We start from the raw sequence: 21,368 nt of genomic DNA, 5'->3' as shown, positions 1-21,368 counted from the left end.
GCATCTCAGATGTCGCGCACCGGACGGGAGCATCCAGCCCGGTCCCGGCTCCTCAGACCATCTGAAACAAGATCCCAGACAGGATCGCGCCGGTGATCCCCAGCGCCAGATAGGTGGCAAAGACCTGTGGCTTCACCAGCGACCAGACCGCCGCCATCGCCGGGATCGAACTCACTGCACCCGCCACCATGAAGGCCATCGCGGCACCCGCGCTCATCCCTTGGTCCATCAGCCCCGCCAGCAAGGGTGGCGCTACATAGGAGTTGAGATAAGCAGGCATCCCCACCAGTGCAGCGGTGGCAATCGGCAGGAGCCCCTCCCCACCAACCAAATTGGCAATGAGATCCGCAGGCACATAAGAAACCAGCAGCGCCTCCAGCACATAGGCCAGCGTCAGCCATTTCACCAGAAACAGGCCATTGCTGATGAATTCCTGCCGAAACTGGCTGCGCCGCGCAGGTTCCCGCCAAAAGGCCCAGACCGGCGCCTCGGCCTTCGGCGCCCCACAGCCACAGCAGCCTGAGGTCGGCGCCTGCCTCAGTGGGCTGGCAAAGGCCCCAGCCCCCCGCAATGCCTTGATGACAAAGCCACCAAACAGCCCCAGCGCCACCGCCGCCACCGCCTTGGCAATCGCAAACGGCCAGCCGAGCGCCCCAGCCGTGATCAGCAGCGTCGGCGGGTCGATCAGGGGCGAGGCCAGCCAGAACGCCATCACCGCAGACAGCGGCGCGCCCAGCGCCAGCAGACCCGCAATGAACGGAATCACCTCGCAGGAACAAAACGGCGCTAACCCGCCAAAGACCGCCGCGAGAAAGATCATCCGCACTTCGCGCCCTTCAAAGGCCCGCGCCACCATCACCTCGGCCCCCGTCGCCTTGAGGTAGGAGAGCAACAGCACCGCAAACAGAATGTAACGCCCGGTATGCAGCAACGCCGCCCCGGCGAACCGGATGACTTCCGCCAGATTGCCGGGATCCAGCACAGCCACCGCCAGCAGGATCGCCACACACAACGCCCATGGCGTTTTTACCCCTCGCGCAATCAGCCCCAAGGAACGCGGATCTTGTGTCAGCTCAGCCATCGTTTGCCACCTCCCCAACAGAGACATCATCCGCGCAGCACTCACTGAGGATAAACCCCGCCAGTTGCTTTAACTGGGCATAATCTGCCGTATTGTAGGTGCTGCGCCCCTGCTTGCGCTGCAGGATCAGCCCCGCGCTTGCCAGCAGTTTCAGATGATGGGCTAATGTGGACGGCGCAATGCCCGTGCGGGCCTGAATATCCTGCACCATCAACCCGCCTTCGCCCGCGCGCACCAGACAACGCAACACCGCCAGCCGCGCCTCCGACCCCATCGCCGCAAACCCACCCGCTGCATGTTCCCATTCCATAACGCACCTCTTGGCCTCATCCTGGCCTCAAATGATTCTATAAAACTAGTTATATAGAATCATTTGAGCGCATCAAGCCATCTTCTCGATGAATCTAAATCTGAACGTGTATGTGGTCGTCATGGCGGGCGGCACGGCAGCCCTGAAACCTGATTTTGCGAAAGTCTGTGCCCATTCTGTCCTTTAGATGAGGCTCAATAAAAACCTTCTGAACCCGTGGCTCTTCTGCCAGCGTCCTCACCAGAAAAAATGTTCTGCCCTCGCCAAGAGTTAGATCTCGCCAAAACCCCTGTACCCAATCAAGATCCCAGCGCAGTGACAACCAAGTGTTGCGACACTCAGTCGGTCCAGATTCAAATGCAAAATACCCAATCGGCGACTGTACCGCCCCCGGAACAAATCCACCTTCATCGCTATAAAAGAACGCCAGATCCACTTTCTCTCCGTCATCATGCGAAAGATGTGGCAGCAGTGGGAAACCATCCCAGAACGGAAAGTTGGCATCTAATACAAGTGTAACCGTGCCGGGGTACTCCCGCGCAACCTCATCCGCATTGTCCTGCAACACCTCAAGCAACGCGGGCGACACATAGGTTCTGTTCAAGGCACAGTAAAACCAGGACTGCACTTGCAGGTTGCCTGATCCAAAACAGCTGAGCGGTGTTCTGCCAAAGGCTGGGGCCGTGTACTGCGCCCCAATACTGAACGCCACATAGACAATGACGAAGACAAGCAGGGATCTGCGGAACAATCTCGACACAAACCAAGCGAGCCCGCCGATCTGAGTAACCACAGTCAAAAACAGAACAATCAGGCCGTGAACAACAAACTTCATCATGAGTGGAACATGCCCAACGCCGGTCACCGATTGCAATCAAGATCGATACCGACAAGATTCTCACTGCAAGATACCAAAATGCGTAAGTCCAGATTGCACCCCGTTTATATCCAGCCTACAGTGATGCATGGCTATCTCTGTCGACACCTTCTTTCTGACCCCTGATGCGCAAGGCACCCTGCAGGCGCAGATCCAGGAAATGATTGCCGAGGGCATTCTCTCCGGCCGCCTGCGCGTGGGAGAGAAACTGCCGTCCTCGCGCAAGCTCGCCGCGCATCTGGGCATCAGCCGGATCACCGTGACGCTCGCCTATACAGAGCTGTTGGCAAACGACTACCTCACCTCGCGCGGGCGATCGGGGTATTATGTGTCCGAGAACGCGCCGGTGCCGCCGTCGTATTCTCCGTCGCAGAAATCAGCCGATACCGTGGATTGGTCCGCGGCGATGGTCCAGTGCTTCAGCGGTGGCGACACCCCACGCAAGCCGCAGGACTGGCGCGATTATCGTTATCCATTCATCTACGGTCAGGCCGATGCTTCGCTGTTTGATCATGCCAATTGGCGGCTTTGTGCTCTGCGCGCTTTGGGGCAAAAGGATTTTGCCGCCCTGACCAATGACTATTTCGATCAGGATGATCCGCTGCTGGTCGAATACATCGCCCGCCACACGCTGCCTCGGCGCGGCATCTCCGCCCGCCCCGAGGAGATCCTGATCACTCTGGGGGCGCAGAATGCCCTGTGGTTGGTGGCACAGCTGTTGTTGGACAAAACCCGCAAGGCAGCATTAGAGGACCCGACTTATTACACCCTGCGCGATCAAGTGGTGCACCGTCGCTGCGCGATTGACTGCATTCCGGTGGATCACGATGGCCTGCCGCCCGAAGCCATAAGCAGTGACACCGATGTGATCTTTACCACCCCCAGTCACCAAAGCCCGACCACAGCCACCATGCCGATGCCGCGGCGCAAGCAACTCTTGGACCGTGCCCGCGAGATTGACGCGGTGATTGTCGAAGACGATTACGAATTTGAGATGTCCTTCCTTGGCGCGCCCTCCCCCGCGTTGAAATCGCTGGATGCGGATGGCCGGGTTGTCTATGTCGGCAGCTTCTCCAAGTCGCTCTTTCCGGGGTTGCGCCTTGGCTATCTGGTGGGCTCCGAACCCTTTATCCGGCAGGCCCGCGCCCTGCGCGCCAATGTGTTGCGCCACCCGCCTGGCCACGTGCAGCGCACCGTGGCCTATTTCTTGTCGCTGGGCCACTACGACGCCCAGATCCGCCGCATGGCCAAGGTTCTGCACGATCGCCGCTGCGTGATCGAAGAGGCCGTAAACCACCACAACCTCAGCGTGGCAGGGGTTGGCGTCTATGGCGGGTCATCGCTCTGGATGCGTGCAAATGACGGCGTCGACACCGCCGCCGTAGCCCAATACATGAAGGCGAAAAGCGTTCTGATTGAACCCGGCGCGCCCTTCTTCGCAGCAGAGCACCGCAAGCAGAATTATTACCGGCTGGGTTATTCGTCGATCCCATCAAACCGGATCGAGCCGGGGCTGGCCTTATTGGCCGAAGCCTTGCACCCCAACCGTGCAAAGGCAGGTTAGCCCGCCTCAACTGCGCTTTGACATGCGCCCACGCAGATCCGGCTTGGCGCCGCGGCGCAGCATTTGGCACCCCATCACATACTGGTACTAAGACGGGATGGGAACTGGCCCTAACCCGGTCTCTCAGAGCGGAATACACCGGATTTATCCCGGCCCCCGTGCCGGCCCTTTTGGCATCTCATCAGGAGAACACGCGATGAAAATGACCACCGAGGAAGCCTTTGTAAAAACACTGCAAATGCACGGCATCCAACATGCGTTTGGCATCATCGGCTCGGCCATGATGCCGATTTCCGACATCTTCCCGCAGGCTGGCATCTCTTTCTGGGACTGCGCCCATGAAGGCTCCGGCGGCATGATGGCCGATGGTTACACCCGCGCCACCGGCAAGATGTCGATGATGATCGCGCAGAACGGCCCTGGCATCACCAACTTTGTGACCGCCGTCAAAACCGCCTATTGGAACCACACTCCGCTTTTGCTGGTCACCCCACAGGCTGCAAACAAGACCATTGGTCAGGGCGGGTTCCAGGAAATGGAACAGATGCGCATGTTTGCAGACTGCGTGGCCTATCAGGAAGAGGTCCGCGACCCCTCCCGCGTGGCCGAAGTGCTGAACCGTGTCATCATGAACGCCAAACGCGCCTCTGCCCCTGCGCAGCTGAACATCCCGCGCGACATGTGGACCCAGGTCATCGACATCGAACTGCCCGCAATCGTCGAATTTGAACGCCCCTCCGGCGGCGAAACCGCCGTCAGTGACGCGGCAAAGCTGCTGTCTGAAGCCAAGAACCCCGTGATCCTGAACGGCGCTGGTGTGGTTCTCTCCAAAGGCGGCATCGCCGCGTCGCAGGAGCTGGCCGAACGCCTGGATGCCCCAGTTTGTGTTGGCTATCAGCACAATGACGCCTTCCCCGGCTCCCATCCTCTGTTCGCGGGTCCGTTGGGCTATAATGGCTCCAAGGCGGGTATGGAGCTGATCAAGGAGGCCGACGTCGTCCTTTGCCTTGGCACCCGCCTGAACCCGTTTTCCACCCTGCCCGGCTATGGCATGGAATACTGGCCCGCCGACGCCAAGATCATTCAGGTCGACATCAATCCCGACCGCATTGGTCTGACCAAGAAGGTCAGCGTGGGCATCATCGGTGACGCCGCCAAAGTGGCCAATGGCATTCTCGCCCAGCTAAGCGACAGCGCTGGTGACGCAGGTCGTGAAGAGCGCAAAGCCCTGATCGCCCATAAGAAATCCGCATGGGCGCAGCAGCTCACTGAAATGACCCACGAAGACGACGATCCCGGCACCAGCTGGAACGAACGCGCCCGCGCCGACAAACCGGAGTGGATGAGCCCCCGCATGGCCTGGCGCGCGATCCAGTCCGCCCTGCCAAAAGAGGCAATAATCTCCTCCGACATTGGCAACAACTGCGCCATCGGCAACGCCTACCCCTCGTTTGAGGCCGGCCGTAAATACCTCGCCCCCGGCTTGTTCGGCCCCTGTGGCTATGGTCTGCCCGCCGTTGTCGGCGCCAAGATCGGCTGCCCGGACACCCCTGTCGTGGGCTTCTCCGGTGACGGCGCCTTTGGTATCGCGGTGACCGAACTGACAGCGATTGGCCGGGGCGAATGGCCTGCCATCACCCATATCGTCTTCCGCAACTACCAATGGGGCGCGGAAAAACGCAACTCGACCCTCTGGTTTGAAGACAATTTCGTCGGCACCGAACTGGACGAACAGGTCTCCTATGCCGGCATCGCCAAGGCCTGCGGTCTTGAAGGCGTTGTTGCCCGCACAATGGATGAGCTGACTGCCGCGCTGGCGCAGGCCATTGAGGACCAGAAGAACGGCAAGACCACCCTGATCGAAGCCATGATCAACCAGGAACTGGGTGAACCGTTCCGCCGTGACGCCATGAAGAAACCCGTCCGCGTGGCAGGCATCGACAAGGCTGACATGCGCGAACAGCAGGTCTGAAATCAGTGCCCCTGCCTTTTGATCTCTCATCAGGACAGGGTCTCTTTCTGGCCGTCGCATTGTTTGCGGCGGCCATCATTCGCGGCTACTCCGGCTTTGGGTTCTCCGCGATCTTTATCATTCTGGCCACTTTGGTGACCAACCCGCTGCCACTGATACCGGTGGTGTTCTCCTGTGAAATCGCCATGACCGCCTTTCAGGCCCGCGGCATCCGTCCCCATATCGACTGGCGGCGCGCCCTCGCCCTGTTGGGCGGTGCCGCAGTGGCGACCCTACCCGCCGTGGCGGTGATGTCCCGTCTTGATCCTGGTGAGGCGCGGCTGGCGATCTCTGTCATGGTGCTGGCGCTCAGCCTCCTTTTGCTCAGCGGTTGGACCCTGGCGCGGCCGATCGGCGCGGTGGGGCATGGCCTAGTCGGCATTGGCGCCGGCATGGCCAACAGTGCGGGCGTCGGCGGGTTGCCCACAGCCGCGTTTCTAACCGCGCAGCCCATTGATCCGGCAGTATTTCGCGCCACAATGGTGGTCTTTCTCACAGGCATTGACCTGATGGCTTTGCCGGTAATGGCCGCCCACGGGTTGACCGGGGCAGACACGCTCTGGGCGGTGATGCTGGCCTTTCCGATCCTTGGTGCCGGCGTGTGGTGCGGCTCGCGCGGCTTTGCCCTCGCCTCGCCTGCGCTGTTCCGCCGTTACGTCGTTATCCTGCTGGCAGGGCTGGCGCTGCTGAACCTCGCAAAGGGGGCGCTATGAGCAGTCGTCGCACCTCCGCTACGGATATTCTTGTCCTGAACGCCGGATCCTCTTCGATCAAATTTGCCGTCTTTGACGCCCAACTGACAGAACGTGTCGCAGGACTGGCCGAGGGGATCGGCACGCCGCAATCGCGTTTGCGCATCGCCGACGCCAGGTGTGACACCCAGTTCCCCACCCACGCCGAAGCGCTCGCCGCCATTCTCGCAGCGCTGCCGGACCACGGGCTTGACCCGACACAGCTGGCCGCCGTAGGCCACCGGGTCGTGCATGGCGGGCGCAAGCTGACCAAGCCACTGCGCATCACCGCAGAGATCCGCGGTGAAATCGCAGACTGCACGCCGCTGGCCCCGCTGCATAACCCCCATAGCCTTGCCGCGATTGACACGATGGCCGCCACCGCCCCCGATCTGCCGCAGTTTGCCAGCTTTGACACCTCATTTCACGCCACCAACCCCGAGGTTGCAACGCGCTATGCGATCCCCCGCGTGGAAGAGACCAAGGGCATTCGTCGCTACGGGTTTCACGGTCTGTCCTACGCCTCGCTGGTGCGGCGCCTGCCTGAAATTTCCGGCGCCGCCCTGCCCTCGCGCCTGCTGGCGTTTCACCTTGGCAACGGCGCCTCGCTTTGTGCGATCCGCAATGGCCAGTCCGTCGCCACCACCATGGGCTATTCGCCACTGGATGGCCTCACCATGGGCACGCGGTCGGGCGGGATTGACGCCAATGCCGTGCTGCGCCTGGTCGAGGACAACGGGCTGGAGCGCACCAAAGCGATCCTGAACAACGAAAGCGGTCTTCTGGGTCTCTCTGGCGGTAAATCCGACATGCGCAACCTGATGCTCGACCCCAGCGCCGACAGCGCCTTTGCGATCGAACATTTCTGCTACTGGAGCCTGCGCCACGCGGGCAGCCTGATTGCCGCGATGGAGGGGCTCGATGCCATCGCCTTCACCGGCGGCATCGGTGAAAACGCGGTGGGTGTGCGCGCCCGCATTCTACGGGGTCTGGAATGGATCGGCGCGCGTATGGATGTGGATGCCAACCACGCCCGTAAACCGCGCCTGCATGCGGGCAGCTCCAAGGTGGCAATCTGGGTGGTCGAGGCCGAGGAAGAGCGCCAGATTGCCATGGATGCCCAAACTCTGATGGGGACGCCATGATCGCCGCCCCCGTCCTCCTGTCATCTCACGTGCCGGATCAGATCTGCGCCACCGTCAACACCGTCGCCGCCACGATATCCTCGACCGAGGCACCTCGGCTCAGATCGCAAACCGGCTTGGCAAAGCCCTGCAGGAACGGCCCCAGCGCCTGCGCGCCGCCCAATTCTTGGCAGAGTTTGTACCCGATGTTGCCCGCATCCAGCGTTGGGAAGATCAGCACATTGGCCTCAACCGGCGCGATGCCTTTCTTCTCGGCAATCGCAGTGTTCAGCGCCGCATCTGCCTGCACCGGGCCTGCAAATCCGCTGGCCTCTGCCGCCGCGCGCACCAGTGCCACACTGTCGCCATCGCCCGAGGTGCCGGTGGAAAACGACAGCATCGCAACCCGCGCAGACCCCAAGAGCGCCTCAGCCGAACGCGCAGAGGCCCGTGCAATATCAGCCAGTTGCGCTGCATCCGGCGCGACATTCACCGCGCAATCGGCAAACACCAATTCGCGCCCATCGGGAAAAAGCATCAGAAAAAACGATGACGCGGTACTAACACCTGCATCCAGTCCGATGCCGATGCTGGCCGCCTCAATCACCCGGCGCGTGGGCACATCCGCGCCCGCCACCATCGCATCCGCCTCGCCCGCAGACACCATCGCCGCCGCGCGGTACAGGGGTTTGGAGAGCATCCGCTTGGCGATGCCTTCCTTCATGCCGCGTGCGGCCACCAACACCTCCACATGCGCCGCAGACACCGGCGCCAAAGGCACCGCCTCCACCAGCCCCTCACGGGTCAGCTGGTCCACCGCAGCCGCCACTCTGGGGTCGTCCATTTCGGGGAACACCACCCGCGCCCTGCGGTTGCGGGCCAGCGCATATGCCTTTTCAAGTACAGTCATTTTGATCTCCCTTGCGGGGAAAGGAGCCAGCAATGAGCGATAACGTCAAGATCAACCGCGGCCTCAAGGGGATCTACTTCGAACGCTCCGGGGTTTCCGACATTGATGGCGCCAAGGGGGAGCTGAGCTATCGCGGCTATTCGATCCATGATTTGGCCACGCATTCCACGTTTGAAGAAGTCTGCTACCTGCTGATCCACGGCGAGCTGCCCACTGCCGAGGAACTGGCCGGTTTTGACGCCGCATTGAAAACCGCCCGCGTGTTGCCTGCACCGGTGCTCGATATCATCCGCGCCACCAAGGACGGCCACCCGATGGACGTGCTGCGCACCGCCGTTTCGGCGCTTGCGGCGCTTGATCCAGACAGCCAGAAGGTCGGCGAAGACGCCTTTATCGCCAATGGCATCCGCCTGATTTCGCAGGTGCCGATCATCATCGCCGCCCATGACGCAATTCGAAACGGGCGCGCGGTGGTCGCGCCCGACATGGATCTCAGCCATGCCGGCAACTGGCTGTGGATGCTGAAGGGCGAAAAACCCACGCCCGAGGCGACCCGGCTGGCGGATGTGGATTTCATCCTACATGCCGAACATGGTGCCAATGCCTCCAGCTTTGCCGCGCGCGTCACCATCGGGACAGAGACCAACCTGCACGGCGGCATCGTCACCGCGCTGTCCACCCTTGCAGGTCCGGCCCACGGCGGCGCTGCCGAGGACGTGATGAAGATGGTGCATGAGATCGGCACGCCCGACAAAGCCGCCGCCTACGTAAAGGCCAAGCGCGCCGCCAAGGAGGCCGTCACCGGATTTGGCCACCGCGTCTACCGCAAGGAAGACCCCCGCGCGCGCCACATGCGCGACGGCGTGCGCCAGCTGGGCGCAGAAATGGGCGCGCCGGAATGGTATGAAATCCTGCAAGCCGTGGTCGAGGCCATGCAGCCCTATGCGCGCCACGGTTTGAACGTGAATGTCGATTTCTACTCCGGCGTGATCTACCAATTGCATGGCATCGCGATGGATCTCTACGTGCCGATCTTTGCCATCGGGCGGATGCCCGGCTGGATCATCCAATGCATCGAACAGCAGCGCGGCAATATCCTGATCCGCCCGCTGACCCTTTACAACGGGCCGGAACCCCGCGCCTATATTCCAATAAATACGCGCTGATCCGCGACACTCCGCGCCACACCAAATAACGCCGCCCGGCCCATGCAGGCCCGGCGCATCATCAAACAGGGACACCATGGCACATACCCAGCCCCAGCTAGACACCTCGCCGCCCGTATCGGACGAGATCCGCCAGACCACCTGCTACATGTGCGCCTGCCGCTGCGGCATCAACGTCCACATGAAGACGGATGAGGATGGCCAGAAGAAAGTCGCCTATATCGAAGGCAACCGCGATCACCCGGTGAACAAGGGCGTGCTCTGCGCCAAAGGCTCCGCCGGCATTATGCAACACAACGCGCCCTCGCGCCTGCGCGCGCCGATGAAACGCGTCGGCCCGCGCGGCTCCGGCAAGTTCGAGGAAATCTCCTGGGACGAGGCGCTGGACATCGCCGCGGGCTGGCTGGAACCGATCCGCGAGGATAACCCGGAAAAGCTGGCGTTTTTCACCGGCCGCGACCAATCCCAAAGCTTCACCAGTTTCTGGGCGCAGAACTTTGGCACCTGCAACTATGCGGCCCACGGTGGGTTCTGCTCGGTCAATATGGCCACCGCCGGCATCTACACTATGGGCGGCGCGTTCTGGGAATTCGGCCAGCCCGACTGGGATCATACCAAGCTGTTCATGCTGTTTGGCGTCGCCGAGGACCACGACAGCAATCCCATCAAAATGGGCATCGGCAAGATCAAGGCGCGCGGCGCGCGGGTCATCGGCGTCAACCCGATCCGCTCTGGCTACAATGCTGTGGCTGACGATTGGGTCGGCATCACGCCGGGCACCGACGGGCTGTTCATCCTGGCGCTGGTGCATGTGCTGATGAAGGCGGGCAAGATCGACCTAGAGTATCTCAGCCAGTTCACCAACGCGCCGGTGCTGGTCAATCAGTACCCAGATAGCCCCGACTATGGCCTGTTCCTGCGCGATGACCATGGCGCGCCCCTGGTGATCAACCGCACCACCGGCAAGCTGGCGCCCTTTGACATGCATGGCGTGCGCCCCGATCTGGGCGGCTCGTTTGAACTCAATGGCAACACCCATGTGTCGGTGTTCCAGCTGATGGCCCAGCGCTATCTCAGCGACGACTACGCCCCCGAAGCCGTGGCCGAGCGTTGCGGCATCCCCGCCAAACGCATCCGCGCCATCGCCGCCGAGCTGGCCCGCGTCGCCTTTGACGAGGCGTTTGAGCTGGACCAGGAGTGGACCGATTTCCGCGGCGAGACCCATAAAACCATGAAGGGCCGCCCGGTCGCCATGCACTCCATGCGCGGTGTCTCGGCCCATGCCAACGGGTTTCAGACCTGCCGCGCGCTGCATGTGTTGCAGATCCTTCTGGGCACGGTCGAGGCCCCCGGCGGCTTCCGCTTCAAACCGCCCTACCCCAAACCGGTTGAGGCGCATCCAGCGCCCCATTGCCGCGTCACCCCGAACAAACCGCTGGACGGCCCGCATCTGGGGTTCGTGCACGGGCCGGAACATCTGGCGCTGAAAACCGACGGCAGCCCGGCGCGCATCGACAAGGCCTTTACCTGGGAAAACCCGATGTCCAGCCACGGGCTGATGCATATGGTGATTTCCAACGCCCATGCCGGTGATCCTTACAAGATCGACACGCTGTTCATGTATATGGCGAATATGTCGTGGAACTCCTCGATGAACACGCGCGGCGTGATGGAGATGCTGACCGATACCGATGACAACGGCGACTATGTGATCCCCCGGATCATCTATTCCGACGCCTATTCGTCCGAGATGGTGGCCTATGCCGATCTGATCCTGCCCGACACCACCTATCTGGAACGCCACGACTGTATCTCCCTGCTGGACCGTCCCATCTGCGAAGCCGATGGCGCGGCGGATGCGATCCGCTGGCCTGTCGTGGAACCTGACCGTGATGTGCGCGGTTTCCAAACCGTGCTGGTGCAGCTGGCCAACAAGATGAAGCTCCCCGGCTTCACCCATGAAGACGGCACCGCGAAATGGCAGGACTACGCCGACTATATCGTCAACCACGAGCGTAAACCCGGCATCGGCCCGCTGGCGGGGTTCCGGGGCGAAGACGGTAGCAAGGTTGGCCGGGGTGAGGTGAACCCCGAACAGCTGAATAAATACATCGAAAACGGCGGTTTCTTCGTTGAGCATATCCCGGCAGAGGCCAGCTATTTCAAACCCTGGAATATGGCCTATCAGGATTGGGCGGTGAACCTCGGCCTCTTTGACAGCCCACAGCCCTATCTGTTCCAGCTCTACGTCGAACCGCTGCGCAAATTCCAGCTGGCCGCCGAAGGCCACGGCGAACGTCAGCCGCCCGAGCACCTACGCAACCGCATCAAAGAGACGATGGACCCGCTGCCGATCTGGTATGAAACCGACCAGCAGGGCAACGACGGCTTCACCGTCAACGCCCTCACCCAGCGCCCGATGGCGATGTATCACTCCTGGGGCACGCAAAACGCCTGGCTGCGCCAGATCCACGGCCGCAATCCGCTTTATGTGCCGACCAAGCTGATGCGCGAAAACAACCTCAGCGATGGCGACTGGGCCAGGGTCACCTCCCCCCATGGCGAAATCACCGTGCCAGTGATGGAGATGGCCGCGCTCAATGAAAACACCGTCTGGACCTGGAACGCCATCGGCAAACGCAAGGGCGCCTGGGCGCTGGAAGAAAACGCGCCGGAAGCCACCAAGGGCTTCTTGCTGAACCATCTGATCCACGAGCTGCTGCCGCCCAAGGGCGACGGGCTTCGCTGGGCCAATTCCGACCCGATCACCGGTCAGGCCGCGTGGTTCGACCTTAAGGTCAAAATCGAGAAAGCGGCCGCGCCGCAGGATCTGAGCGAAAGTCAACCTGCGGTAGAGCCTCAAACCTCACCGGTGGGCACCGGTCCCAAGGACCTGACATGGAAGGTGGGCAAATGATCTGGCCTTTCAAACGCACCCAAATACCAACGCAGCCCCCTATGTTTGAATTTGAGGTAACCTGCGAAAACTGCAACATCCGCCATGCTGTGACGGATCCAGATTTAGATGCGCAGATCCAACACGCCTGCGTGCAAATTGACGAGAAGATGACCCTCCTGAGACGCGACTTTGGCATCGGCAATGGCCAAGGCACCTGGGGGTACGACGAAGACGTTGGCCTTCTTGAGTTCCATTTCCCGGGCGGCGGCATCGTGGAAACACCGTTGTCCTACATCGGTAGTTGGTTCGCGCCCCGCGAGGAGTTTCTCTGGGCCTGGGGCAATCCGCATTTGGACACGATGCGCACAGAGGTTGCTTCACGTTGCTTTGACTTTGGTCAAGCCAACAACCATCAGGTTCTGATGTCCCAACCGGTTTGGTGCTCTTTGGACAATGCGTGGCACTTGGCGAAACTGGCGGGCAACCTCACCAAGGTCGAGGGGATTTATTCCGCGCTTGTCGACGATAATTTGCGATTTTTCTGGGCGATTACAGATCCGAAATGGAGGGTCCTGCAATGACCGAGCTTCCCACCAGGACCGACCGCAAGATGGGTCTGGTCATTGACCTTGATACCTGCGTCGGCTGCCATGCCTGTGTGATCTCCTGCAAGGGCTGGAACACCGAAAACTATGGCGCGCCGCTCAGCGATCAGAACGCCTATGGCGCCGATCCCTCGGGCACCTTCCTCAACCGCGTGCATTCTTACGAGGTGCAGCCATCCCCCTGTGCCAGCCAGCCCAACCCGGCGGCCCAGCTGGTGCATTTCCCGAAATCCTGCCTGCACTGCGAAGACGCCCCCTGCGTCACCGTCTGTCCCACCGGCGCCAGCTACAAGCGGGTGGAGGACGGTATCGTGCTGGTCAATGAATCCAACTGCATCGGCTGTGGCCTGTGTGCCTGGTCCTGCCCCTATGGCGCCCGCGAGTTGGATCTGGCCGAAGGAGTGATGAAGAAATGCACGCTCTGTGTGGACCGGATCTACAATGAGAACCTCGAAGAGGTGGACCGTGTGCCGTCCTGCGTGCGGACCTGCCCGGCAGGCGCGCGCCACTTTGGCGATCTCGGTGATCCTGACAGCGATGTCTCCAAACTGGTGGCAGAGCGCGGCGGGATGGACCTGATGCCGGAAATGGGCACCAGACCCGTGAACAAATACCTGCCCCCCCGCCCCAAGGACCAGATCGAGGACCAGATCGACATTCTGGCCCCGCTGCTGGCCCCCGTCGCCGAAGATCCCAAAGGCTTCCTTGGCTGGCTGGACAAGGCGCTTGATAAGCTGCCGGGACAAACTTCGGGGGGGGCAAGCTGATGCATCCGGCACCATCCGTTATCCTCTTCACCACCCTCTCTGGTCTCGGCTTTGGCCTTCTGGCCTTTCTTGGCCTCGGCAAACCTGCGGTGACGGGCTGGGTGGCCTTTGTGTTCTATGCCATCGCCTTTGGCTTTGCGGTGGGCGGGCTACTGGCCTCAACTTTTCACCTTGGTCGGCCGGAACGGGCCTGGCGCGCTTTCACCCAGTGGAAAACCAGCTGGCTCAGCCGTGAGGGCATCTGCGCGGTTTCGGCCCTCATTGTGATGGGGCTTTTTGCCTTTGGCGCGGTGTTTCTGGACACCCATTGGTGGGTGCTTGGCTGGATCGGCGCGGCGCTGTCGCTGGCGACAGTCTTTACCACCTCAATGATCTACACCCAGCTCAAGACCATCCCGCGCTGGAACATGTCCCTGACGCCGGTGATGTTCCTGTCCTTCAGCCTTGCGGGCGGGTCACTGCTGGCCGGGGCCGAGGCGCTGGCGCCCTGGTTGCTAGCCATCGCGGGCTCGGTACAACTGGCTTATTGGGCCAAGGGCGATCAGGCTTTTGCCAGCTCCGGCACCAATATAGGCACCGCCACCGGCCTTGGCGATCGCGGCACCGTGCGCGCGTTTGAGCCGCCCCATACCGGGTCCAACTATCTGCTGCGCGAATTCGTGCATGTGGTCGGGCGCAAACATGCGCAGAAACTGCGGGTCATTGCCTTTGCCCTTGGCTTTGCGCTGCCCTTGATCTGCCTGATCCTGCCGGTTGAAGGCCTGATGGCGAAACACCTGCTCGCAGGTATCGCCGTACTGCTGCACATCGCGGGCATCGCTGTTTCCCGCTGGCTGTTCTTTGCCCAGGCCGAACATGTGGTCGGGCTTTATTACGGCAAGCGTTGAGCCATCCCAAACCCACAAGGATCAGGGCGCCCCAGCGGCGCCCTTTTTCATGGGTCACATCTTTTTTCAAAAAATGTCACCGTCCATGTCACAAACCCGCCCGCTGCCTCGTCCTGTTTCTGAACCCATCAGAAAGGACCAAACCTATGACCCAACGTCTCGATTATTTCTCTGTCGCCGGGGATCTGTTCAAACCGATGATGGAGCAGGAAACCCTGTTCAAAAACAGTACGCTGGAATTCAGTGTGGTGGAACTGGTGAAGCTGCGCGCCTCCCAGATCAATGGCTGCGCCTTCTGCATCCATATGCACACCCATGAGATGCGCGCCCATGGCGAGAGCGAGGACCGGATGCATCTGCTGAACGCCTGGCGCGAATCGCCGCTCTACACACCCCGCGAACGCGCGGCGCTGGCGTGGTGCGAGGCGCTGACACGGGTAGAAGCCACCGCCGCACCCGATGCCGACTATGACGCCGTGGCAGACCTTTTTGAGCCGCGCGAACAGGTGCTGCTGACCCTGCTGATCGGCGCCATCAACAGCTGGAACCGCATTGCAATCGGCTTTCGCAGCGCCCACCCTGTGAGCGAGAGCACAACAGGGGCCAACGCGGCGTGACAGCACAGACCAAAGACACAGGAACCGATGCGTTTCTGACAGCGCGGCCGCGATTGTTCGCGGCCGCCTACCGGATGCTTGGAAGCGTGACCGATGCCGAGGATATCCTGCAAGACGCCTATCTGCGCTGGCAATCCGCACCCAAGGGCGAGGTTCTGGACCCGACCGGGTATCTGATGCGGATCACCACGCGGCTCTGTCTCGATCAGTTGAAATCAGCCCGCAAACAGCGCGAGACCTATCCGGGGGAGTGGTTGCCGGAACCCGTGCTCACCGATGATGCGACCGACCAGTTGGATCATGACGTTTCGGTTGCGCTTCTGCTGGCGCTGGACGCCCTCTCCCCGCTGGAACGCGCGGCCTTCCTTCTGCATGATATCTTTGACAGCTCTTACAGCGATGTGGCCTCCGCGCTGAACCGCTCGCCCGAGGCCTGCCGCCAGCTGGCCACACGCGCGCGCCGCAAGGTGCAGGCCTTGCGACCGGAGGCCCCCAGCCGCCCAGACCAAGGCGAGGCGCTGACCGAGGCGTTCTTTCGGGCCTCCAAAACCGGAGATATGACCACCCTCACCCGATTGCTGAGCGAAGATGTGCAACTGATCTCCGATGGCGGCGGCAAGGCGATGGCGGCACTCAACCCGATCTATGGACGCGACAAGGTGCTGCGGCTGCTGGCCGGGCTGGCCCGCAAGGCCCATCACACAACGCCAGATCACTGGCGCCTGTGCCAGCTCAATGGTCTGCCCGCCATTGTGAGCCGGGGTGAGGATGGCATTCTGCAAGCCACGTCGCTGGACATTCGCGCGGGCCGGATCACCCGCATCTATGTCACCCGCAACCCGGATAAGACGCGGCATCTGGCATCTGTGCTGGGGTGACCCGCCGTTGCAGATACGGCGCGCGCCCCGCTTACCGTTGATACATCTGGCGGCACTATCCTGTTCCGGATCGCGATCACCTCCGGGCTTTACGTCCCCGGACACCATGGAAACCGGCCCTGTTGGCAGTGATGCCGCCAGGGTTCGTGCAAAACAGTTTGGCACCGGGGCAGTGACGCGCCCCGCAAATTCCAGCCTTTCCCGGGATCGCCACCGGGGCGGCGCCGCCTTTTTATTTTCGACAGATCTGGCCCTGGGGATGTGACCCTAAACCGCCAGTTAGAGGCATACGACAGCCAAAACGAAACAGACCGGAACGCAGCAGCGTCCCGGTCCGAAAAAACATGTCTATTGGCGGTGTCCTGCGCTTACAGCAGACCTGCATGCGCCATGGCGGCATCAATCGCGGCCTTGGTGCTATCTTCCAGACCAGTCAGCGGCAGGCGCACCTCTTCGCTGCACAGACCCAATTTAGACAGGCCGTATTTTGCCCCGACCAGACCCGGCTCAATGAAAATCGCCTCATGCAGTGGCATCAGCTTGTCCTGATACTCCAGCGCCAATGCGTAGTCACCGGCCAGCGTCGCCGCCTGGAATTCCGCGCAGAGTTTCGGCGCCACATTGGCTGTCACCGAGATGCAGCCAATCCCACCATGGGCGTTGAAGCCCAGTGCAGTGGCATCCTCGCCAGACAGCTGGATGAAATCCGCACCGCAGGATGCACGCTGCTGCGACACACGGGCGATATCGCCGGTTGCGTCCTTCACGCCGATGATGCGTTCCAGCTTGGCCAGTTCCCCCATGGTGGCGGGGGTCATGTCGATGACCGAGCGACCGGGGATGTTGTAGATCACAATCGGAATATCGGCGCAGTTATGCAGCTCGGTGAAATGCGCGATCAACCCGCGCTGCGTGGGCTTGTTGTAATAGGGCGTCACCACGAGTGCGGCATCGGCGCCCACCTCGGCGGCGAATTGCACAAACCGCTTGCCCTCAACCGTGTTGTTGGACCCGGCCCCGGCAATCACCGGCACCCGGCCTGCCGCGATCTTCACCACCTCGGCAATGACGGTTTCATGCTCTTCATGGGTCAGGGTCGGGCTTTCGCCGGTAGTGCCCACCGGCACCAAAGCGCTGGATCCCTGATCAATGTGCCACTCGACCAAACGTTTGAGCGTATCCAGATCCAACTCGCCGTTGGAAAACGGGGTGACGAGGGCTGGCATAGAGCCTTTGAACATGGGCACGCTCCCTTTGCTGTTCGTGCGGGCGCGATCATGCGCCGCCTTAGGTGATGGACATACCGGGAATTTGAGTTGATACCAGCACGTCACGGATTATCGTCATTGGCTCTATCCCCGGAACGTTGGAAAATGCAAGAGATGACACGCATTCTGGCCCTTATTGCCCTCATTTCCGCCGGTCTGAGCGGCACAGCTGCCATGGCCGTGGACCTAAGCCGCGCGCTGGAGCTGATGCGCTCGGAAAAATGGAGCGAGGCCGGGCGGAGTGCCGGCCACGAAGCCACCGTCGCCCGCGATGTCATCGAATGGCACCGCCTGCGCGCCGGCATGGGGTCGGCCTCCGATGTGATGGCGTTTCTGGCGCGGCGGTCGGACTGGCCGGGGCTGGCGCTGCTGCGGCGCAAGAATGAGCCGGAGATTGCCAGCGCAGGTCGCAAGACCATCCTTGCCTTTTATAGCGACACCCGGCCACAGACCGCCGAAGGCGCGCTGAGCTATGGCCGCGCACTGATCGCAGCCGGACAAAAGGGCGAAGGCGAGGCAGAGCTGGTGCTGGCCTGGCGCACAATGCCCATGGGGTCGGTCATTCAGGACGATTATCTGAAACGCCACGCCAAACTTCTGGCGCCGCATCACGCAGCCCGGCTGGACCGGCTGCTGTGGGACAGTCACAAGGTCAGCGCGCGGCGGATGTTGCCGCTGGTCAGCGCCGATCAGCGCAAGCTGGCAGAGGCGCGTCTGGCCCTGCAAGAGGTCGAACCGGGTGTGGATGGCAAGATCGCCGCCGTGCCCGACGCGCTGAAGGATAACGCGGGCCTTGCCTATGATCGCTTTGCCTGGCGCGACCGCAAGCGGCGCCAAGAGGATGCCATCACCCTGATGATGGACCGCAGCACCACCGCCGAAAAACTGGGCGAGCCGGCCAAATGGCTGCGCCGTCGCCGCGATCTGGCGCGGCAGGACATGCGTGACGGCAATCACGAACGCGCCTATCAGCTGGCCGCACATCACTTCGCGCCCGAGGATGCGGGCTATGGCTACTCCGATTGCGAATGGCTGGCAGGTTATATCGCCTTGCGAAAACTGAACGACCCGGAACTGGCCGCCTACCACTTCGAACGGTTCCTCGCCTCTGTCGAAAGCCCGATTTCGGTGGGTCGTGGCGGCTATTGGCTGGGACAGGCCTATGGTGCCCATGGCGATATTGAGAAAGCCCATGCCGCCTATGCCAAGGCGGCGGATTATCAGACGTCTTTCTACGGGTTGTTGGCGGCAGAGGTTCTGGGCCGTCCCTTTGATCCCGATCTGATCACCCCGCCGCAGCTGCCCGACTGGCGCGCGGCCAGCTTCCTGAACTCCACCGTGGCAGAGGCCGGGCTGTTGCTGTTGCAGACTGGCGATCTGCCCCTGGCCGAGCGCTTCCTCACCCATCTGGTTGAGGGGCTAAACCCGATTGAGGCACGCCAGCTGGGCGAAATGGCTGTCAGCATGAACAAACCACATCTGGCAGTGATGATCGCCAAACGCGCTGCGCAGACCGGCGAAGAGCTGGAAGCGGCCTATTTCCCGCTGCATCCCGTCGCGCAGAAGGACCTGCCGATGGCCAAGGAAATGACCCTTGCCATTGCTCGCCGCGAAAGTGAATTTGACCCCATCGTGATCAGCCACGCCGGTGCGCGGGGATTGATGCAGGTGATGCCCGCCACCGCAAAACTGGTGGCCTCGAACATGGGCATTCAGGGCAATCACACAACCACGCGGCTGATTTCCGACTGGTCTTATAATGCGCTTCTGGGCAGCAATTACCTTGCGGATCTGGCGGGTGATTTTAACGGCAATGTGGTGATGATGGCGGCGGGCTATAACGCCGGCCCGCATCGCCCCAAGGCCTGGATGGAGCGTTATGGCGATCCGCGTGGCGGCACGCCGGGGATTGTCGACTGGATCGAACACATCCCCTTTAATGAGACGCGCAACTACGTGATGCGCGTCACCGAGAGCCTGCCAGTCTATCGCGCGCGCCTTGGCAAGACACCGCTGCCGGTGCCTTTCTCCAAAGAACTGGCCGGCTCAACCCTTAACGCGTTCGCGCCATAGGGTGAACAGGCCGGCCGCCACGATGATGGACGCACCGATGGCGACATTGGTGCGGATCACCTCGCCGAAAACAATCACCCCAAGCGCCGCCGCCCAGATCAGGTGAAAATAGGCAAAGGGCTGCACCGCGCTGGCCTCGGCCATCTCATAGCATTTGATCAGCAGCCAATGCCCGGTCACACCCGTCAGACACAGGATGCCCATCCACATCCAATCGCCCTGACTCATCGGCTCCCAGTACCAGATGCCGACAAGGGTCATCGCCACCATGCCCGCAACCCCGGTCCAGAAGAAACTGGTCGCCGTGCTGTCGCGCCGCGCGGCATAGCGGGTGATCAGACCATAAAGCGCAAACATCAACGCCGAGACAAATGGGATGATCGCCAACGGGTCAAAAATACCGATGCCGGGTTGCAGGATGATCAGCACGCCAATCAGCCCGACCGAAATCGCCGCCCACCGCCGCCAGCCCACCTGCTCCCCCAGCACCGGCCCGCTCAGGGCCGCCACCAACAGTGGATAGCAGATAAACACCGCCACGCTTTCGACCAGCCCCAGTACGGTAAAGGCATAGACCGCAACGCAAATCTCCGCGACCAGCAGCACGCCGCGAAAGATCTGCAACCCCAGCTGATCGGTGCGGGCTGTGGCGCGAATACCCCCCGGTGCGCGCGCCGCAAGCGCGATCACAAACAGCGCAAAGAACCAATAACGCACCATGATCACCATAAAGGTGTTATACTCCCCTGCCAGATGCCGAGAGATCCCGTCCTGCATCGCAAAGACAACGGTGGCCGCGATCATCAACAGAACGCCCGCCGAGACGTTGTTCTTTTGGGTCAACTGCGGAGGACGCGGCTCAAGTATTCTGGCGTCGGGGCGCATGGTCATCGCAATCGTGCCTTTGTCATATGCCGCTTGCGCCCGAAACCGGGTGTGCGGGAAACCTCAAATCCGGCAGTCTCCAACCCACGGCGGACAAATCCCGCTGCGGTGTAGGTTGCCGCCGTACCGCCAGCGCGGGTGTGCCCCGCGACAGCGGCGAGCAGATCATCCTGCCACAGCTCCGGGTTTTTGGCCGGTGAAAACCCGTCCAGAAACCATGCGTCTGCCGCCCCTGTCCACTCCGGCAGCGACATGCGGGCGTCGCCGGTGATGACATTGACGCGCAAATTGCCCAGGTCGCACAGACCTGCACCACGCCAGACCGCCAGAAACCGCGCGGCCCAAGGCGCCACCTCGGGAAAGGCTTCCAGCGCGCGGGCCATATCATCCGTCGCCATCGGGAAGGCTTCAAAGCTGGTGAAATGCAGCACCGCTGCGGTGTCATAGTCCGCCTGCGCCGCCTCCCACGCGCGCCAGGCGGCGAACAGGTTCAGACCGGTGCCAAAGCCCAACTCGGCAACGTGGAAATCGGTCCCCGCCTCTGCGGCGCTGGCAAACCGCGTGGCCAGATCATTACCGTCAAGAAACACATGCCCGGTCTCGGCCAGCCCATCATGGATGGAAAAATAGGGATCGTCGAACTGATCGGATACCGGAATGCTGCCATCCCGCCAGCTGAGCCGCGCCTGCTGGTCTGCCATGCTATTATCCCCTA

General features: G+C 61.7%; 19 protein-coding genes. 12 read left to right on the top strand and 7 right to left on the bottom strand.

The genetic code is table 11. From position 1 onward, the window contains the following. Positions 1 to 52 precede the first annotated feature (52 nt). The 3 genes from PhaeoP97_RS03090 to PhaeoP97_RS03080 all read right to left on the bottom strand — a co-directional run bounded on the left by PhaeoP97_RS03090 (position 53) and on the right by PhaeoP97_RS03080 (position 2,229). Positions 53 to 1,081: a permease gene (locus PhaeoP97_RS03090; RefSeq protein WP_072503836.1), complete on the bottom strand. Its 1,029-nt coding sequence runs from the start codon at positions 1,079 to 1,081 to the stop codon at positions 53 to 55. Beyond that, the gene (locus PhaeoP97_RS03085) at positions 1,074 to 1,391 is read right to left on the bottom strand and encodes an ArsR/SmtB family transcription factor (protein WP_072503835.1); all 318 of its coding nucleotides are present in this window, start codon (positions 1,389 to 1,391) and stop codon (positions 1,074 to 1,076) included. The genes PhaeoP97_RS03090 and PhaeoP97_RS03085 overlap by 8 nt, the downstream gene beginning before the upstream one ends. 94 nt (positions 1,392 to 1,485) lie before the next feature. Then, the gene (locus PhaeoP97_RS03080) at positions 1,486 to 2,229 is read right to left on the bottom strand and encodes a hypothetical protein (protein WP_072503834.1); all 744 of its coding nucleotides are present in this window, start codon (positions 2,227 to 2,229) and stop codon (positions 1,486 to 1,488) included. 127 nt (positions 2,230 to 2,356) lie between these two features. Between PhaeoP97_RS03080 and pdxR the strand changes: the two genes are divergently transcribed. The 4 genes from pdxR (at position 2,357) to PhaeoP97_RS03060 (ending at position 7,719) form a co-directional block, all read left to right on the top strand. Next, entirely contained in the window at positions 2,357 to 3,832 is a 1,476-nt protein-coding gene (gene pdxR / locus PhaeoP97_RS03075; protein ID WP_072503833.1) for a MocR-like pyridoxine biosynthesis transcription factor PdxR, read from the top strand. 196 nt (positions 3,833 to 4,028) lie between these two features. Beyond that, on the top strand, positions 4,029 to 5,804 hold the full coding sequence (gene xsc / locus PhaeoP97_RS03070; RefSeq protein WP_072503832.1) for a sulfoacetaldehyde acetyltransferase: 1,776 nt from the start codon (positions 4,029 to 4,031) through the stop codon (positions 5,802 to 5,804). A gap of 5 nt (positions 5,805 to 5,809) precedes the next feature. Beyond that, positions 5,810 to 6,556, top strand: coding sequence for a TSUP family transporter (locus PhaeoP97_RS03065; RefSeq protein ID WP_072503831.1), 747 nt, complete (start codon positions 5,810 to 5,812; stop codon positions 6,554 to 6,556). Then, complete coding sequence (locus tag PhaeoP97_RS03060; protein WP_072503830.1) at positions 6,553 to 7,719, top strand: acetate/propionate family kinase; 1,167 nt, start codon at positions 6,553 to 6,555, stop codon at positions 7,717 to 7,719. The genes PhaeoP97_RS03065 and PhaeoP97_RS03060 overlap by 4 nt, the downstream gene beginning before the upstream one ends. A 37-nt stretch (positions 7,720 to 7,756) precedes the next feature. On the opposite strand, the gene PhaeoP97_RS03055 is transcribed toward PhaeoP97_RS03060, so the two are convergent. Further along, positions 7,757 to 8,608, bottom strand: a complete 852-nt coding sequence (locus PhaeoP97_RS03055) for a phosphate acyltransferase (protein WP_072503829.1) — start codon at positions 8,606 to 8,608, stop codon at positions 7,757 to 7,759. A 32-nt stretch (positions 8,609 to 8,640) separates the two neighbouring features. Between PhaeoP97_RS03055 and PhaeoP97_RS03050 the strand changes: the two genes are divergently transcribed. The 7 genes from PhaeoP97_RS03050 to sigJ all read left to right on the top strand — a co-directional run bounded on the left by PhaeoP97_RS03050 (position 8,641) and on the right by sigJ (position 16,427). Then, on the top strand, positions 8,641 to 9,774 hold the full coding sequence (locus PhaeoP97_RS03050) for a citrate synthase (RefSeq protein ID WP_072503828.1): 1,134 nt from the start codon (positions 8,641 to 8,643) through the stop codon (positions 9,772 to 9,774). Positions 9,775 to 9,850: 76 nt separating this feature from the next. Beyond that, positions 9,851 to 12,691: a molybdopterin oxidoreductase family protein gene (locus PhaeoP97_RS03045; protein WP_072503827.1), complete on the top strand. Its 2,841-nt coding sequence runs from the start codon at positions 9,851 to 9,853 to the stop codon at positions 12,689 to 12,691. Positions 12,692 to 12,840: 149 nt separating this feature from the next. Then, entirely contained in the window at positions 12,841 to 13,254 is a 414-nt protein-coding gene (locus PhaeoP97_RS03040) for a DUF6882 domain-containing protein (protein ID WP_157891224.1), read from the top strand. Next, positions 13,251 to 14,045, top strand: a complete 795-nt coding sequence (locus tag PhaeoP97_RS03035) for a 4Fe-4S dicluster domain-containing protein (protein WP_072503826.1) — start codon at positions 13,251 to 13,253, stop codon at positions 14,043 to 14,045. Before PhaeoP97_RS03040 ends, PhaeoP97_RS03035 begins: the two co-directional genes overlap by 4 nt. Then, positions 14,045 to 14,932 (top strand): dimethyl sulfoxide reductase anchor subunit family protein, encoded by an 888-nt coding sequence (locus PhaeoP97_RS03030; RefSeq protein WP_072503825.1) that lies wholly within the window; start codon positions 14,045 to 14,047, stop codon positions 14,930 to 14,932. The genes PhaeoP97_RS03035 and PhaeoP97_RS03030 overlap by 1 nt, the downstream gene beginning before the upstream one ends. Before the next feature lie 146 nt (positions 14,933 to 15,078). After that, positions 15,079 to 15,549, top strand: coding sequence for a carboxymuconolactone decarboxylase family protein (locus tag PhaeoP97_RS03025; RefSeq protein WP_072503824.1), 471 nt, complete (start codon positions 15,079 to 15,081; stop codon positions 15,547 to 15,549). Continuing rightward, entirely contained in the window at positions 15,546 to 16,427 is an 882-nt protein-coding gene (gene sigJ / locus PhaeoP97_RS03020) for an RNA polymerase sigma factor SigJ (protein WP_072503823.1), read from the top strand. Before PhaeoP97_RS03025 ends, sigJ begins: the two co-directional genes overlap by 4 nt. Before the next feature lie 368 nt (positions 16,428 to 16,795). On the opposite strand, the gene dapA is transcribed toward sigJ, so the two are convergent. Beyond that, positions 16,796 to 17,668 (bottom strand): 4-hydroxy-tetrahydrodipicolinate synthase, encoded by an 873-nt coding sequence (gene dapA / locus PhaeoP97_RS03015; protein ID WP_072503822.1) that lies wholly within the window; start codon positions 17,666 to 17,668, stop codon positions 16,796 to 16,798. A gap of 141 nt (positions 17,669 to 17,809) precedes the next feature. Between dapA and PhaeoP97_RS03010 the strand changes: the two genes are divergently transcribed. After that, the gene (locus tag PhaeoP97_RS03010) at positions 17,810 to 19,768 is read left to right on the top strand and encodes a lytic transglycosylase domain-containing protein (RefSeq protein ID WP_072506265.1); all 1,959 of its coding nucleotides are present in this window, start codon (positions 17,810 to 17,812) and stop codon (positions 19,766 to 19,768) included. Here PhaeoP97_RS03010 and PhaeoP97_RS03005 read toward each other — a convergent pair. Both PhaeoP97_RS03005 and mnmC2 read right to left on the bottom strand, forming a co-directional pair. After that, positions 19,742 to 20,659, bottom strand: a complete 918-nt coding sequence (locus PhaeoP97_RS03005) for a DMT family transporter (protein WP_014881064.1) — start codon at positions 20,657 to 20,659, stop codon at positions 19,742 to 19,744. The genes PhaeoP97_RS03010 and PhaeoP97_RS03005 overlap by 27 nt on opposite strands. After that, positions 20,656 to 21,354 carry a tRNA (5-methylaminomethyl-2-thiouridine)(34)-methyltransferase MnmC2 gene (gene mnmC2, locus PhaeoP97_RS03000; RefSeq protein WP_072503821.1) on the bottom strand — a complete coding sequence of 233 codons (699 nt, stop codon included), beginning with the start codon at positions 21,352 to 21,354 and terminating at the stop codon, positions 20,656 to 20,658. The genes PhaeoP97_RS03005 and mnmC2 overlap by 4 nt, the downstream gene beginning before the upstream one ends. Between the last annotated feature and the right edge of the window lie 14 nt (positions 21,355 to 21,368).

It is taken from the genome of Phaeobacter porticola (assembly GCF_001888185.1).
In the GTDB taxonomy this organism is placed as follows: Bacteria; Pseudomonadota; Alphaproteobacteria; order Rhodobacterales; family Rhodobacteraceae; genus Phaeobacter; species Phaeobacter porticola.
The sequence above is the reverse complement of the archived record's forward strand: the minus strand, read 5'-3'. Positions and strand labels throughout refer to the sequence as shown.

Coding starts and splice junctions, on each gene's coding strand:
- PhaeoP97_RS03085 (WP_072503835.1), bottom strand. CDS start 1,391: ATGGAATGGGAACATGCAGCGGGTGGGTTTGCGGCGATGGGGTCGGAG.
- PhaeoP97_RS03055 (WP_072503829.1), bottom strand. CDS start 8,608: ATGACTGTACTTGAAAAGGCATATGCGCTGGCCCGCAACCGCAGGGCG.
- PhaeoP97_RS03010 (WP_072506265.1), top strand. CDS start 17,810: ATGACACGCATTCTGGCCCTTATTGCCCTCATTTCCGCCGGTCTGAGC.
- xsc (WP_072503832.1), top strand. CDS start 4,029: ATGAAAATGACCACCGAGGAAGCCTTTGTAAAAACACTGCAAATGCAC.
- dapA (WP_072503822.1), bottom strand. CDS start 17,668: ATGTTCAAAGGCTCTATGCCAGCCCTCGTCACCCCGTTTTCCAACGGC.
- PhaeoP97_RS03040 (WP_157891224.1), top strand. CDS start 12,841: ATGACCCTCCTGAGACGCGACTTTGGCATCGGCAATGGCCAAGGCACC.
- pdxR (WP_072503833.1), top strand. CDS start 2,357: ATGGCTATCTCTGTCGACACCTTCTTTCTGACCCCTGATGCGCAAGGC.
- PhaeoP97_RS03080 (WP_072503834.1), bottom strand. CDS start 2,229: ATGATGAAGTTTGTTGTTCACGGCCTGATTGTTCTGTTTTTGACTGTG.
- PhaeoP97_RS03090 (WP_072503836.1), bottom strand. CDS start 1,081: ATGGCTGAGCTGACACAAGATCCGCGTTCCTTGGGGCTGATTGCGCGA.
- PhaeoP97_RS03030 (WP_072503825.1), top strand. CDS start 14,045: ATGCATCCGGCACCATCCGTTATCCTCTTCACCACCCTCTCTGGTCTC.
- PhaeoP97_RS03050 (WP_072503828.1), top strand. CDS start 8,641: ATGAGCGATAACGTCAAGATCAACCGCGGCCTCAAGGGGATCTACTTC.
- PhaeoP97_RS03005 (WP_014881064.1), bottom strand. CDS start 20,659: ATGACCATGCGCCCCGACGCCAGAATACTTGAGCCGCGTCCTCCGCAG.
- mnmC2 (WP_072503821.1), bottom strand. CDS start 21,354: ATGGCAGACCAGCAGGCGCGGCTCAGCTGGCGGGATGGCAGCATTCCG.
- PhaeoP97_RS03060 (WP_072503830.1), top strand. CDS start 6,553: ATGAGCAGTCGTCGCACCTCCGCTACGGATATTCTTGTCCTGAACGCC.
- PhaeoP97_RS03035 (WP_072503826.1), top strand. CDS start 13,251: ATGACCGAGCTTCCCACCAGGACCGACCGCAAGATGGGTCTGGTCATT.
- PhaeoP97_RS03025 (WP_072503824.1), top strand. CDS start 15,079: ATGACCCAACGTCTCGATTATTTCTCTGTCGCCGGGGATCTGTTCAAA.
- PhaeoP97_RS03045 (WP_072503827.1), top strand. CDS start 9,851: ATGGCACATACCCAGCCCCAGCTAGACACCTCGCCGCCCGTATCGGAC.